Genomic DNA, 13055 nt, shown 5'->3' with positions numbered 1-13055 from the left:
AAGCCTCACCGCCGCCGCCTAAAGCGCCGGGATATATGCTCTGGCTGCCGCTGGGCCTGTTTATCGTGTTCGCGGGCCTGCTGCTGGTCGGGTTGCTGCGCCCGGCAGACCGCACCGTGACGAGCGCGCTGGTAGGCAAGGCGATGCCGCAATTCGCGTTGCCGCCCGCGCTTCCCGATCGGCCCGGCCTTCGCAGTTCAGCGCTGGCCGATGGCAAGCCGCATCTGGTCAACATCTTTGCCAGCTGGTGCATTCCGTGCCGCGTCGAAGCGCCGCAACTGGGCGCACTGGCCAAGGCCGGCGTGTCTATCGAAGGCATTTCCGTGCGGGACACGCGCGCCGACTTGCAGGCGTTCCTGGCGCAGAACGGCAACCCGTTCCAACGCATCGGGGCGGATGATGATGGCCAAGTGCAACTCGCGCTCGGTTCGTCCGGTGTGCCGGAAACCTATGTCGTCGATGGCGAGGGCGTGATCGTCTACCAGCATATCGGTGAGATTCGCCCTGAACATGTGGACATGCTGCTGGGCAAGCTGAAGGAGGCGCAGCAGTGAAGCGTCTGCTCCTGCTGTCTGTGGCCATCGCCCTTGCCGCGCCCGCGCTCGCGCAGGAGGCGCAATCCACCGCACCGTACGCCTATCGCCAGCTGGCCGACGCGGCGCAGGAAGCACGCGCGCAGCGGCTGATGGAAACGCTGCGCTGCCTGCAATGTCAGGGCCAGTCGATCGCCGATTCGGATGCGCCGATTGCCGGGGCGATGCGATCGCTGGTACGTGAACGCATCGCGCGCGGCGAACAGCCTGAAGCCATCCGGCAATGGCTGATCGAGCGGTATGGCGATTATGTCAGTTATGCGCCGCAGCTGACGGGGCTGACCTGGCCGCTGTTCGCGCTGCCCGTGGTGCTGGCGCTGGTGGCGTTCCTGCTGCTGCGTCGGCGCTTTACCCGTAGAAAGAGCGCGTGATGGGCTGGATACCAGTCGTCCTCCTGGTGATTGCCGTGCTGACGGTTCTGCTGTTCGTGCTCAAGGTGCCGCGCGGTGCGCGTGAGGCCGTGGCAAGCACGCTGCTGCTGGGCCTGGCCGGTTATGCCGCGCAAGGATCGCCCCGGATGGCCGGCGCGCCCAAGGATACTGTCGAGCCGGTGGCGGACAATCCGGCGGCGATGGTCGATGCGCGTTCCAAGTTCAGCAAAAGCGGCATTCCCCCTACCAACCACTGGGTCGTCATCGCCGATGGACTGGCGCGCAATGGTGAATATGCCGATGCCGCGGAAATCCTGCGCGGTGCGGTGCAGGCCGATCCCGGTAACTCCGAAGCATGGCTGGCGATGGCCAACGCGCTGGTGGCCCACGCCGATGGCACGCTGACGCCCGCCTCGCTGTATGCCTATCGCCGCGCGGCGCAGTCCGATGCTGATGCGCCGGGCCCCCCCTTCTTCCTGGGGCTCGCATACGCACGCCAAGGCGATCTGGCGCAGGCGCGCAAGTTGTGGCTGGAACTGGTCTTGCGCGCGCCGGAAGACGCGCCGTGGCGCCTGCCGCTTGCCCAGCAGCTCATGCAACTGGACGCCGTGCTGGCCGCGCAGAAGGCCCAGGCATCGCCAGACCAGCGCTAAGCGAACGGCAGCGCGATCCGTTGGTCGGGCCCATTCCTTACGACCATGTAAGTATCGTTGCTTGCGTGCGGGCATGCTGCTAACGGCGCAGGCCTTCCCGCGCACGCTGCCAGCGTGCCTTGCGAGTCCATGACAGGACGCCTGAATGAGTGATTCACCAGCGGACACGTCTTACGTCCCTGCGACGATCGACGAGTCTCATGCCTCTGCGCCGTCAGGCGGCAAGCACGGCACAGGCAATATCACCAAGCTCGCGCTCGGTGCAGTGGGCGTCGTATTTGGCGATATCGGCACCAGCCCGATCTATGCGTTCCGGGAAACGTTTGTCGGACCGCATCCGCTGGCGATCGACGAACTGCACATTCTAGGCGTCGTCAGCCTGATCTTCTGGTCGATGACGCTGGTGGTGTCGGTCCAGTACGTCAGCGTGCTGATGCGCGCCGACAACAAGGGGCAGGGCGGCAGCCTGGCGCTGGTGGCGCTGATTTCCGGCACGATCCGCAAGACCCGCTATAGCCCGCTGCTCGTGCTGCTGGGCGTCTTCGCGACCTCGCTGTTCTATGGCGATTCGATGATTACCCCGGCGGTGTCCGTGCTGTCCGCCGTGGAAGGCCTGACGGTGGTCGAATCCAGCCTTTCCCCGTTCGTTCTGCCGATCGCGCTGGTGCTGCTGGTGGGGCTGTTCATCATCCAGAAGCGCGGCACGGCGCGGATCGGCGCGCTGTTTTCACCGATCATGGTGCTGTATTTCGCCACGCTGGCGGTGCTTGGCATCTACCATCTGATTCAGATGCCGCAGGTGCTGGTCGCGCTCAACCCTTGGTACGCCATCCAGTTCTTCCTGACCGACAAGATCCTGGGCTTCCTGGCGCTGGGCTCGGTGGTGCTGGCGGTGACGGGCGCGGAAGCGCTGTATTCGGACATGGGCCACTTCGGGCGCGGACCGTTGCGCCTGTCATGGTTCAGCGTGGTGATGCCGTGCCTGCTCATCAACTACTTCGGGCAGGCCGCGATGATCCTGAGCCTCGACGACGCGCAGGCGGCAGTGGCGATGGAGAACCCGTTCTTCAACCTTGCGCCCGAATCGCTGCGCCTGCCGCTGGTGATCCTGGCCACGTGCGCCACCTTCATCGCCAGCCAGGCGGTGATCTCTGGCGCGTTCTCGATCACCCATCAGGCGATGCAACTGGGCTTCATACCGCGCTTGTCCACGCGGCACACCAGCGAACATGAAGTTGGGCAGATCTACATCCCTTTCGTGAACTGGGCGCTGATGACCGGTGTGATCGTTCTGGTGCTGGTGTTCCAGAACTCGTCCAATCTGGCGTCCGCCTACGGGATCGCGGTGACCGGGGCGATGCTCATCGACACCTGCCTGATGGCGGTGCTGGTGATCGCGCTGTGGCGCTGGAAACTGTGGATGGCCGCGCCGTTCATCGCCCTGTTCTTCCTGGTCGATGGCGCCTACTTCGCCGCCAACGCCACCAAGGTGCCGGACGGCGGCTGGTTCCCGCTGATGATCGGCGGTATCGCCTTCACCCTGCTCACCACGTGGAACCGGGGCCGCCGCCTGATGCGCGAGCGGATGACCGAGGCGGCCTTGCCGCTCAACGTCTTTGCCAAAAGCGCCCACGGCAGCGCCGCGCGGGTGCCGGGCACGGCAATTTTTCTGGCCTCGTCCAACGTGGGCGTACCATCGGCGCTGCTGCATAACATCAAGCACAACAAGGTGTTGCATGAACGGGTGGTGGTGCTGACGGTGGAAGTGCAGGACGGCCCATACGTCGAGGCGAACGAGCGGTTCACCGTGGCCGATCTGGGCCAGGGATTCTATCGCATGACCGTGCGCTACGGCTTCATGGAGGAAACCGACATTCCGGCGGCGCTGGCCCATGCGCCGATGTGCGGCGGTCCGTTCGAGATGATGAAGACCAGCTTCTTCCTTTCACGTCAGACGCTCGTCGCATCTGAAAAGCCAGGCATGGCGATCTGGCGGGAAAAGCTGTTCGCGTGGATGATGCGCAACGCCGCCAGCGCGATGGAGTTCTTCCGCCTCCCCACCAACCGTGTTGTTGAACTGGGTAGCCAGCTGGAGATCTGACAGCCGGGCGCGACCTAGTCCGACTGCGGCAGGAAGGCTGCCAGCGCGGCAAAGGCGCGATCCTGATCCTGCTCGCTCAGCGGATCGTAGTCGTGATCACATGCCAGCGTCACCGTGCGCGTATCTGGGGGCAGGTGCCGACCGAAAACACGCGCGTCGTTTCCATAGGTGTCGGCATCGCCTTGAAGGATCATCAGGGGTTTTCTCACGCTGGCGAGATGCGCGGTGCGAAAGGCTTGCGGCGGGTGCTGCGGGTGCTGGAACGGATAACCGAAGCAGACGATGTGCGAGACTTGCGGATGATCGGCCAGCATCGTCGCCGATATACCGCCTGCCGAATGGGTCACGAAGTGGACGGGCTGCCCGCCCATCGTATCCAGCATCACTCGCAGCTGACGCGCAGTGTTGGCGGGCTGGCCGCGCAGGGCAGTGTAGATGTGATCGTAACGATGCTGGTCCATCGCGACCAGCAGCACGCGCATCGCAACGCGTACCACACGCCGCTAGGAAAATCGTCGACGGTCACGCAGGCAGGAGAGGGCGGGAAATTTCCGCTCTATCCGTGCGGTGACTCGCGCGTAGGACAACGTGTAGTGTGACTGGAACCACACCAGGGTAAAGCCGCATGCTTCCAGGCGTAGCAGCAGCGCGCGGATGGCATCGGATTGCCGCACCGTGTTGGTGCGCCCGACCACGATGATCGTCCCTGCCGTTCCCATGCCCCTCCCAAGGCTCTGCGGGCCACTTTTGCGTCAGCGCCTGCCGCCTCAGTCGTGCGGCGGCGTTTCGATCAGTTCTTCCTTCGCGTCATCACCCATGCCGTGCTTCAGCACCATCGGCAGCTGCGAGAACGTGAACACGAACGACAGCACGGTGAACAGCCAGACTTTCAGCTGTAGCCACGTGCCGAAGTTGCCGTTGGCTACGTTGAATTTCCAGCGCAGCCCCTCGTTCAGCGCCGCCAGGAACACGAAGAACCACGCCCAATTGCGTGACAGCTTCATCCAGCCTTCGTCGTTCAAACCCTCGAACGCGGATTGCAGCAGGTATTTCAGCATCGGCTTGCCGCGCCACAGCCCGACGAACAGCACCACCGCGAACATCACGTAGACCGCGGTCGGCTTCACCTGAATCCAGAACGGATCATGGAAAATCACGGTGAGTGAGCCGAAGCCCAGGATCAGCACCGTGGTCAGCCACAGCATCGGCGATATGTGGCCCAGACGCCATTTGGACACCACCAGCGCGATGACCGTGGCGACCATAAAGGCGATGGTGCCCTTGATGACGGCGGCCACGGTGGCGAGCGGCTGCGCATCGCCCTCCGGCGAGAAATGGCGATACGCCAGGAAGAACACGAGCAGCGGCCCGTAATCGACCACAAGGTTAAGCCAGCTGGCCTTCGGCTTGGGCTTGGCAGTGTCAGTCGTCATCAGGCGATCCCGGCGATGACCCGCGCGAGCAGGTCGGGATTGAAGGGGCGCAGGTCGTCGATCTTTTCGCCGACGCCGATGGCGTGGATGGGCAGACCGTATTGTTCGGCCGCCGCCACCAGGATGCCCCCGCGCGCGGTGCCATCCAGCTTGGTCATGATCAGGCCGGTCACGTTGGCCACCTGCTTGAAGATCTCGATCTGCGACAGCGCGTTCTGGCCGTTGGTGGCATCGAGCACCAGCACCACGTCGTGCGGGGCCGCCGGGTTGATGCGGCCCAGCACGCGGTGGATCTTGGCAAGTTCGTCCATCAACTCGCGCTTGTTCTGCAGGCGCCCGGCAGTATCCACGATCAGCGCGTCGATTCCGGTATCGGTGGCCGCCTTCACCGCATCGAACACGACGGACGCGGGATCGCCGCCTTCGGGGCCGGTGACGATGGGGATGGCCAGCCGGTCCGCCCACACGCGCAATTGCCCGATGGCGGCAGCGCGGAACGTGTCACCCGCCGCCAGCATCACCGAATAGTCCTGCTCCTGGAACAAATGCGCCAGCTTGGCGATCGTGGTGGTCTTGCCCGAACCGTTGACGCCGATCACCAGGATCACCTGCGGGCGGGGAAACGCGATGATGTCGAGCGGCTTGGCGACCGGGCGCAGGATCTCGGCGATTTCGCGGGCGACCACTTCCATGATCGCCCGCTCGTCGGCGTCGCGTTCGAACCGCTCTGCGGCCAGCTGGTCACGGATGCGGGCGGCGGCGCGCGGGCCAAGGTCCGACATGATCAGCGCATCTTCCAGATCGTCAAGCTGCGCGCTCGTCAGGCGCGAGGCACCGACAATGCCGGACAAGTTGCCGGCAAGACGCTCGGAGGTCTTGCGAAAGCCCCCGAACAGACGGTCGGACCAGTCCGCGCCGGAAGCGTCTCCGGTCTGCTGGTCGTCGATGCTCATGCTTCCAATATTCCTTCGACTATGCGGGTCGGGGTGGTGCTTATCAGGGTGCCGGGCACGGTGCCGGGGGGCAATCGCACGGGCGCGAAGTCTTCCGCGTGGCCGGTTCCACCCTTTTCAGCAAGCACCCTTAGCGGCTTGCCCAGATGCCCCGCAAGCCACGCGGCGCGCACGTCCGCGATCGCCGCGCGCAAGGCGCTCGCTCGGCTGCGGATGAGGGCGTGATCCACTTGCGGCATGCGCGCGGCTGGTGTGCCGGGGCGCTGGGAGTAGGGGAACACGTGGCCGTGAACTACGCCCAGTTCCGCGATGATGGACAAGTTGGCTGAGTGGGCGGCGTCATCTTCGGTGGGAAAGCCGGCGATCAGATCCGCGCCGATGGCGATCTCCGGTCGGCGAGCGCGCAGACCTTGCACCAGCGCGATGGCATCCGCGCGGGTATGGCGGCGCTTCATGCGCTTGAGCATCAGGTCATGCCCGTGCTGGAGCGAGAGGTGCACATGCGGCATTACCCGCGCATCGCCCGCCAGCAGTTCGAACAGCGCCGGGTCCACTTCCGCACCGTCGATGGAGGACAAACGCAGGCGCGGCAGATCGGGAAAGCGGATGAGCAGGGCCTCGGCCAACGCGCCAAGGCGCGGGCTGCCGGGCAGGTCGCCGCCCCAAGAGGTAAGGTCCACCCCGGTCAGCACGATTTCCTGCACGCCGGCGTCCAGATGCACGGCGACATCGTCCAGCACGTCCGCAACGGTGCGTGAGCGGCTGGGGCCGCGGCCTTGGGGAATGACGCAGAACGTGCAGGCATGGTCGCAGCCGTTCTGCACCTGCACGAAGCCGCGGGTATAGGCTTGCCGGGGCCGAGCCGTGGTGGCCGGGGCGATGTTCCAGGCGCGCGGATCGAGCTTGGCGGTGTTGGCCACCAGCCCGTCAACCTCGGGCATCGCGGCCAGCGCCTCGCGCTCGACCTGCGCGGCGCATCCGGTCACGATGAGGCGGGCGTTAGGCCGCGCGCGGCGCGCGCGGCGGATGGTCTGACGGGTCTGGCGCACCGCTTCGGCGGTGACAGCGCACGAATTGATGACGACAAGATCCTGCGCATCAGCCAGCAGACCGCGCAACGTCTCGCTTTCGGCAAGGTTGAGCCGGCAGCCGAGTGAGTGGACCTCAACCGTCAAAGCGCGATCCCGAAATCCGCCGGATCGAAGCTGCCGCGAAACGATTCGGTGGCTGGCCCGGTCATCACGATCTCGCCGTCCTCGCGCCATGCGATCTTCAGCGGACCGCCGGGCAGGGTGACGGTGACGCGCCGGTCCACAAGGCCGCGCTTCATGGCGCCGATGGCCGTGGCGCATGCACCGGTGCCGCATGCGCGCGTCAGGCCCGCACCGCGCTCCCACACCCGCAAGGTGATGGCATCGCGCGCGGTGACGGCAGCGACGTTCACGTTGATGCGGGCGGGGAACAGCGGGTCGGTCTCGATCATGGGCCCCAGGCGCGCCATGTCGATGGCGTAGGGATCGGCCACGAAGAAGATGACGTGGGGGTTGCCCACGTTCACGGCCACGGGGTTGACCAGTGCTTCCCACGCCACCGGCATTGCCTGCGTGTCCATCGCAAAGGCTAAAGGGATCGCGTCCCAATCGAAGCTCGGCGTGCCCATTTCGACGCTGATGCCGCCTTGGGCAGGGCTTGAGGTGATGATACCGCCCAGCGTTTCGATGCGGGCAGGGCGACCGTGGAGCAGCCCCACTGCCCGGGTGGCGTTGCCGCATGCTTCCACTTCGCTGCCGTCCGCGTTGTAGATGCGCATGCGAAAATCCGCCCTGTCGGATGGGTGCAGCACGATCAGCTGATCGCAGCCGATGCCGGTGTGCCGGTCCGCCAGCGCAGCGGCGAACGCTGCGTCCAGCGGTGGCAGTGCACCCTCGCGCCCATCGAGCACGATGAAATCGTTGCCCAGGCCGTGCATCTTGGTGAAGTCGATCCGCATTGCGCGCGATCTAGGTGTTGGCGCGCCTAAGGTCAATTTATCGCGCGGCTCAGGCGTAGCTCAGGTGTTCAGGCGCGCCTGGCAAGCGGGTCTTCGTCGGCGTCCGGCTTGCCGCTTTCCAGCCAGTCGCTCAGTTCGTGTGCGCGCCGGGGCCGGCCATATAGGTAGCCTTGACCGGTGATGCCGGCGAACTGGCGCAAGTGCTCCAGCACATCCTGCGTTTCGATGCCCTCGGCCGTCACCGGCATGTCCAGCCCTTCGCCCAGCACAGCGATCGCGCGCACGATGGCGGCGCTGTCCTTGTCCTCGATCAGGCGTGAGACGAAGCTGCGGTCGATCTTGATGCGGTCGAAGGGAATGTGGCGCAGCTGGCCGATCGAGCTGTAGCCGGTGCCGAAATCGTCAAGGCTGACGCACACGCCCTGATTTTTCAGGCTTGTGACGATGGCGCTCACTTGGGCGAGATTGTCGTGCAGGCAGCTTTCGGTAATCTCGATTTCCAGCCGCTGGGGCGGAAAGTTGGCGTCGACCAGAAGGTGCAGCAACTTCTGGGCGAACCAGGGGTCACGCAATTGCACCGGCGAAATGTTTACCGCCAGCGTCAGCTTGGAATCCCATGTCCGGGCGTCTTCCAGCGCCTGCGCGATCACGCTCTGCGACAAGTCCCCGATCGCGCCGATTTCTTCCGCGACAGGTATGAAGATGTCCGGCGCGATCAACCCGAACTGCGGCGAATCCCACCGTGCCAGCATTTCAAAGCCGGTCAGCTCGCCCGTCATCAGGTCGATCTGCTGTTCGTAGAATGGCACGAATTCTCCGCGCCCGATGCCTTCACGGATACCTTGCTCCAGTTCGGAGCGAAAGCGCATCTCGTCCGCCATATGCGGCTCGAACCAGGCATAGGCATTCCGCCCTTGCCGCTTGGCGTGATACATCGCGACATCGGCCATATCCAGCAAGGCCGCCGCATCGCGGTGGTCGGCCTCCAGCTGGTCGGAGCGAGCAAGCCCTACCGAGGCCGTCGTGTCGATAAACACATCGCCCACCTGCAAGGGCTGCGCGATCGCCGTCACAAGCGCAGTTGCAGTGCGCTCCATCGTGCCGGGCCGCCGCGGATCGAACAACAGGGCAGCGGCAAATTCGTCACCGCCGATGCGGCCGATAAGCGCGTTTGCGGGAAAGACCGCCGTCATTCGCCGGGCGCATTCGCGCAGCAGCAGGTCGCCCACGGCATGGCCGTTATAGTCGTTGACCTGCTTGAAGTTGTCGAGGTCGATCATGACGAGCGCTAACGACCGATTGCCGGCTGCCGTCTGGGCCAGTAGCGCCGCCACACCGGCGTCGAAGCTGCGGCGGTTGAGGAAACCGGTCATCGCATCGGTGCTCGCCATACGCAGCGCCTCGCGTTCGGCCTGCCGGCGCGCTGCGATTTCGGCGCACAGTTCGCGGTAGCGGCTCCATCCGAAGATGATGATCGCGATGTTGAGGAGGAAGGCGTTGAGGAGGAACGCGTTGGGCCCGGGGCCGCCGCCTGAAAGCGAACGCACCACCGAAGGCCCGATCGCGCTGCCGACTGCCACGAACAGAAGAATCGAGGCGGTGACGATCCCGAGGGCCACGATATCGATTTGACGCCGCGTGTTGTCCTGAGTGGTATTCCAGAACATCGAATTGATACCGTGTGCGCTCACCGCCGAACCCCCCAAGGGTGTCGCCCCCTGTTGATGCAGGGGCTACGCACTTCCTCTAAAATATTGATTAACATCGGGACGTCGTATGGTCACAATGCGGCAAACCGTGACCCGGTGACTATTTTTTAAGGCCGATCTCGCGCAGCCGTTCCTGCAGGTAATCGTCGGCGGTGATGGACACCGGATACCGGTCCGGGTTTTGCGCATTGATGCACTGGGGCAGGGTGACGAAGGGAAAATCGCTGCGCAGATGCAGGAAGAACGGCATCGAATAGCGGCTGTGCCACGCCCGTGCGCCTTCGGGATTGCGGACGCGGTGGGTGGTGGAGGGTAGCACGTGGTTGCTCAGGCGCTGCAGCATGTCGCCGATGTTGACCACCACCGCGCCTTCCGGCGGCGCCACCGACAGCCAGCGGCCATCCTTGCCCAGCAGTTCCAGGCCCGCTTCCTGCGCGCCCAGCAGCAACGTGATGAGGTTGATGTCTTCATGCGCGCCGGCCCGAATCGCGCCGCCTGCGCCTTCACCCACGGGCGGGTAATGCAGTAGGCGCAGCACTGAATTGCCATCCTCGATCGCCGGGTCGAACCATTGGGCATCAAGGCCAAGATCAACGGCAATCGCGGACAGCACTTTCGCGCCGGCCACATCGAACTGGGCGTACAACTCTGTGAAGGTTTCGCGAAAACCCTCGATCTCGTCAGGCCAGACGTTGGGCGGCATCGAGGCGGCAAGCGGGGAGGATGCCGGCACATCGCGCCCCACGTGCCAGAATTCCTTGAGATCCTTCTCGGTCGCGCCTTTCGCCACTTCGGTGCGGAAGGGCGTGTAGCCGCGCGCGCCGCCCTGCTCGGGGTGGAGGTATGTGCGTTTCACCTCCTCGGGAAGCGCGAAGAAGCGCTCGGTCAGCTGCCAGGCGCGGTCGATCAGGGCCTGGTCGATGCCGTGGTCGCGGATCATCGCAAAGCCGAAGATGCGAAAGCTCTTGCCCAGTTCGGCCGCAAGCTCGGTGCTGGCGCCGGTGCCCGAAGCGGCCAGGCTGAGGACGGGAATTTGTGCGAGGTCCATGATGGTGCATTCCGTGATGAATCGGTATGCGACCCCCTTTAGGGCCCGCGACGGCAACAGTCTAAACCGAAAGGCGCAAGAATGGCACACTGGCTCATGAAGTCCGAACCCGACGCTTACAGCTGGGACGATCTGGTGGCGGAAGGCGAGGGCACCTGGGACGGCGTGCGCAACCACCGCGCGGCCAACAACCTGCGCGCCATGAAAGTGGGCGAGGAGGTGTTCTTCTACCACTCCAACATCGGCAAGGAGATCGTCGGCATCGCCACGATCAGCCAATCAGGCATCACCGATCCCAGCGACCCGGAGGGCAAATGGGCGGCGGTGAAGGTGAAGCCCAAGCGCAAGCTGAAAACGCCGGTCACGCTCAAGCAGGTGAAAGCCGATCCCAAGCTGGCGGACATGGAACTGGTGAAACTGTCGCGCTTGTCGGTCGCGGCGGTGACGGATGCGGAGTGGGATTACATCCTGACGCTGGCGGGGGACTGACGCGCCGGACGGGCATCGCCCTGAAAAGCGCCGTCCCGTTTCGGGAAAGTCGTTTTCGCGCCATTGTCTAGATGGTAAACAAATCGTTAAGACGTGCATTATGCCCAGCATGACACGTCGCGCACTCGTTCTCACCCAGGAAGCCGCCGGCCACTGGTTTCGCCGGTCGCTGCCGGCCCATGTTTTTACCGCACCGCTGGAAGGCGATCCTGAAGTTGCCGAAAATGCCGAAGCAGCCGCGCGCTGGCGGATGTCCGGTGGGGACTGGCGGGGGTTTCTGGCCAGCTATTGCGCCAGCTTCGTCGCGGTGATGCTGTTTATCGCCTGAGGGCGCGCAGATCGGACGGCGTCAGGCGGCGGGCAGCGCGGCCTTTTCTGCACGGAACAGCAGATAGCCCAGCCAGGCCGACGCCAGGCAGCTGACCGAAACGATCAGCAATTGCTGGGCAACCGCGACGCCCGCGATCGTCATCAGCCCGGTGGCGAGCGAGCCGATCACCATCGCCCCGGAATTGACGATGTTGTTCGCCGCAATCGTTCGGGCGGCCTGCGATTTTTCCACGAACGTTGTCAGGAACGCATAAAGCGGCACCACGAACATGCCGCCGCAGATCGCAATGCCCAGCAACGTCAGCATCAGCGGCGCAGCCAGCGGCTGGACCACGAACGTGCCCACGTCCATCAACCGATTCGGGCCATCATGATGCGGCCAGACCCGGCAGACCTCCTGGAAGGCGACCAGGAAAGCGCCCATGCCGATGACGGACACTGGCGACCAGCGGGCCGAGACGGTGCCCTTGAGCAGCGCATTGATCGCCACCGAGCCGATGGCGATACCCACCGAGAAGATGACCAGAAACAGGCTGGCAACTTCCTTGCTGGCCATCAGCATGTTCTTGGCGAGCGGCGGGAACTGCACGAAGATGACCGTGCCGATCGCCCAGAAGAAGCTGATCGCGCAGATCGCCAGAAACACGCGGCGGTCCTTCATGGTCGTGCGCACCAGATGGACGGACGAGCGGATCAGGTGATAATCCAGCGGCTCCACTTTGCCCTGCGGCATCGCCGGGGGCACTTGCCGCCCCGCGATCCAGCCCAGGCCGGCCACCACGATTACCCCGATTGCCGCTGCATCCACGCTGATCCAGCCTGCCACGATAGTACCGGCCAGCACGGCGATATACGTCCCCGCCTCGACCAGACCGGTGCCTGAAAGCACTTCGGCCTGGGTTAGGTGCTGGGGCAGGATCGCATACTTGATCGGGCCGAAAAACGTCGAGTGTACGCCCATCGCGAACAGCGCCAGCAGCATCAGCGGGATCGCCACCGTGTGCATACCGATGTTCTGCCATGCCAGGGCCAGCCCGGCGCCGCCCACCAGCATGATGAAGATCTCGCACGTCTTGATGATGCGGATCAGGCGCGCCTTGTCCCGCATGTCCGCCAACTGGCCGGCCATCGCGGAAAACAGGAAGAACGGGATGATAAAGATTCCGGAAGCCAGCGCGCTGAAACGCGCTTCCTGCGCTTCGGAATGATACACTTCGTAGACCACGAAGAGGATCATCGCGTTCTTGAACAGGTTGTCGTTGAACGCCCCGAGAAGCTGGGTGACGAACAGCGGAAGGAAGCGTCGCGCCCGGATAAGCTGGGTCGTCGTGGTCATAAGGGAAAGATGCCGCCGGCCTTATCGTGGATGCCGGGACACTTAATGG

15 protein-coding genes are annotated in these 13055 nt (G+C 64.4%); 6 read left to right on the top strand and 9 right to left on the bottom strand.

The window, feature by feature from the left end; all coding sequences use genetic code 11:
- Positions 1–35 precede the first annotated feature (35 nt).
- From ASE49_RS07990 to ASE49_RS07975, 4 genes are all read left to right on the top strand, one after another.
- On the top strand, positions 36–554 hold the full coding sequence (locus tag ASE49_RS07990) for a DsbE family thiol:disulfide interchange protein (protein ID WP_235522885.1): 519 nt from the start codon (positions 36–38) through the stop codon (positions 552–554).
- Positions 551–964: a cytochrome c-type biogenesis protein gene (locus tag ASE49_RS07985; protein WP_056770211.1), complete on the top strand. Its 414-nt coding sequence runs from the start codon at positions 551–553 to the stop codon at positions 962–964. The genes ASE49_RS07990 and ASE49_RS07985 overlap by 4 nt, the downstream gene beginning before the upstream one ends.
- Positions 964–1617 carry a tetratricopeptide repeat protein gene (locus tag ASE49_RS07980; protein ID WP_056770209.1) on the top strand — a complete coding sequence of 218 codons (654 nt, stop codon included), beginning with the start codon at positions 964–966 and terminating at the stop codon, positions 1615–1617. The genes ASE49_RS07985 and ASE49_RS07980 overlap by 1 nt, the downstream gene beginning before the upstream one ends.
- Before the next feature lie 145 nt (positions 1618–1762).
- Positions 1763–3718 carry a potassium transporter Kup gene (locus tag ASE49_RS07975; protein ID WP_056770208.1) on the top strand — a complete coding sequence of 652 codons (1956 nt, stop codon included), beginning with the start codon at positions 1763–1765 and terminating at the stop codon, positions 3716–3718.
- 14 nt (positions 3719–3732) lie between these two features.
- On the opposite strand, the gene ASE49_RS07970 is transcribed toward ASE49_RS07975, so the two are convergent.
- The 8 genes from ASE49_RS07970 to ASE49_RS07940 all read right to left on the bottom strand — a co-directional run bounded on the left by ASE49_RS07970 (position 3733) and on the right by ASE49_RS07940 (position 10851).
- Positions 3733–4200 (bottom strand): alpha/beta family hydrolase, encoded by a 468-nt coding sequence (locus tag ASE49_RS07970; RefSeq protein WP_056770204.1) that lies wholly within the window; start codon positions 4198–4200, stop codon positions 3733–3735.
- 21 nt (positions 4201–4221) lie between these two features.
- On the bottom strand, positions 4222–4437 hold the full coding sequence (locus ASE49_RS18175; RefSeq protein WP_156370198.1) for a hypothetical protein: 216 nt from the start codon (positions 4435–4437) through the stop codon (positions 4222–4224).
- Positions 4438–4485: 48 nt separating this feature from the next.
- Positions 4486–5151 carry an inner membrane-spanning protein YciB gene (locus ASE49_RS07965; protein ID WP_056770201.1) on the bottom strand — a complete coding sequence of 222 codons (666 nt, stop codon included), beginning with the start codon at positions 5149–5151 and terminating at the stop codon, positions 4486–4488.
- A complete protein-coding gene (gene ftsY, locus ASE49_RS07960; protein WP_056770198.1) occupies positions 5151–6104 on the bottom strand; it encodes a signal recognition particle-docking protein FtsY in 954 nt (317 codons plus the stop codon). The genes ASE49_RS07965 and ftsY overlap by 1 nt, the downstream gene beginning before the upstream one ends.
- A complete protein-coding gene (locus tag ASE49_RS07955) occupies positions 6101–7279 on the bottom strand; it encodes a MiaB/RimO family radical SAM methylthiotransferase (RefSeq protein ID WP_056770196.1) in 1179 nt (392 codons plus the stop codon). The genes ftsY and ASE49_RS07955 overlap by 4 nt, the downstream gene beginning before the upstream one ends.
- Complete coding sequence (dapF, locus tag ASE49_RS07950; protein WP_056770191.1) at positions 7276–8094, bottom strand: diaminopimelate epimerase; 819 nt, start codon at positions 8092–8094, stop codon at positions 7276–7278. Before dapF ends, ASE49_RS07955 begins: the two co-directional genes overlap by 4 nt.
- Positions 8095–8162: 68 nt before the next feature.
- Positions 8163–9785, bottom strand: coding sequence for a putative bifunctional diguanylate cyclase/phosphodiesterase (locus tag ASE49_RS07945; protein ID WP_235522884.1), 1623 nt, complete (start codon positions 9783–9785; stop codon positions 8163–8165).
- A gap of 118 nt (positions 9786–9903) precedes the next feature.
- Complete coding sequence (locus ASE49_RS07940; protein WP_056770188.1) at positions 9904–10851, bottom strand: isopenicillin N synthase family dioxygenase; 948 nt, start codon at positions 10849–10851, stop codon at positions 9904–9906.
- Between the two features lie 81 nt (positions 10852–10932).
- Between ASE49_RS07940 and ASE49_RS07935 the strand changes: the two genes are divergently transcribed.
- Positions 10933–11340, top strand: coding sequence for an EVE domain-containing protein (locus tag ASE49_RS07935; RefSeq protein WP_056770186.1), 408 nt, complete (start codon positions 10933–10935; stop codon positions 11338–11340).
- A 109-nt stretch (positions 11341–11449) separates the two neighbouring features.
- On the top strand, positions 11450–11668 hold the full coding sequence (locus tag ASE49_RS07930; RefSeq protein WP_235522883.1) for a hypothetical protein: 219 nt from the start codon (positions 11450–11452) through the stop codon (positions 11666–11668).
- A 21-nt stretch (positions 11669–11689) separates the two neighbouring features.
- Here the strand turns inward: ASE49_RS07930 and ASE49_RS07925 are convergent, their stop codons facing one another.
- The gene (locus ASE49_RS07925; protein ID WP_056770179.1) at positions 11690–13006 is read right to left on the bottom strand and encodes an MFS transporter; all 1317 of its coding nucleotides are present in this window, start codon (positions 13004–13006) and stop codon (positions 11690–11692) included.
- Positions 13007–13055 lie beyond the last annotated feature (49 nt).

The sequence above is a fragment of the Novosphingobium sp. Leaf2 genome (assembly GCF_001421325.1).
Classification (GTDB): Bacteria; Pseudomonadota; Alphaproteobacteria; order Sphingomonadales; family Sphingomonadaceae; genus Novosphingobium.
The sequence above is the reverse complement of the archived record's forward strand: the minus strand, read 5'-3'. Positions and strand labels throughout refer to the sequence as shown.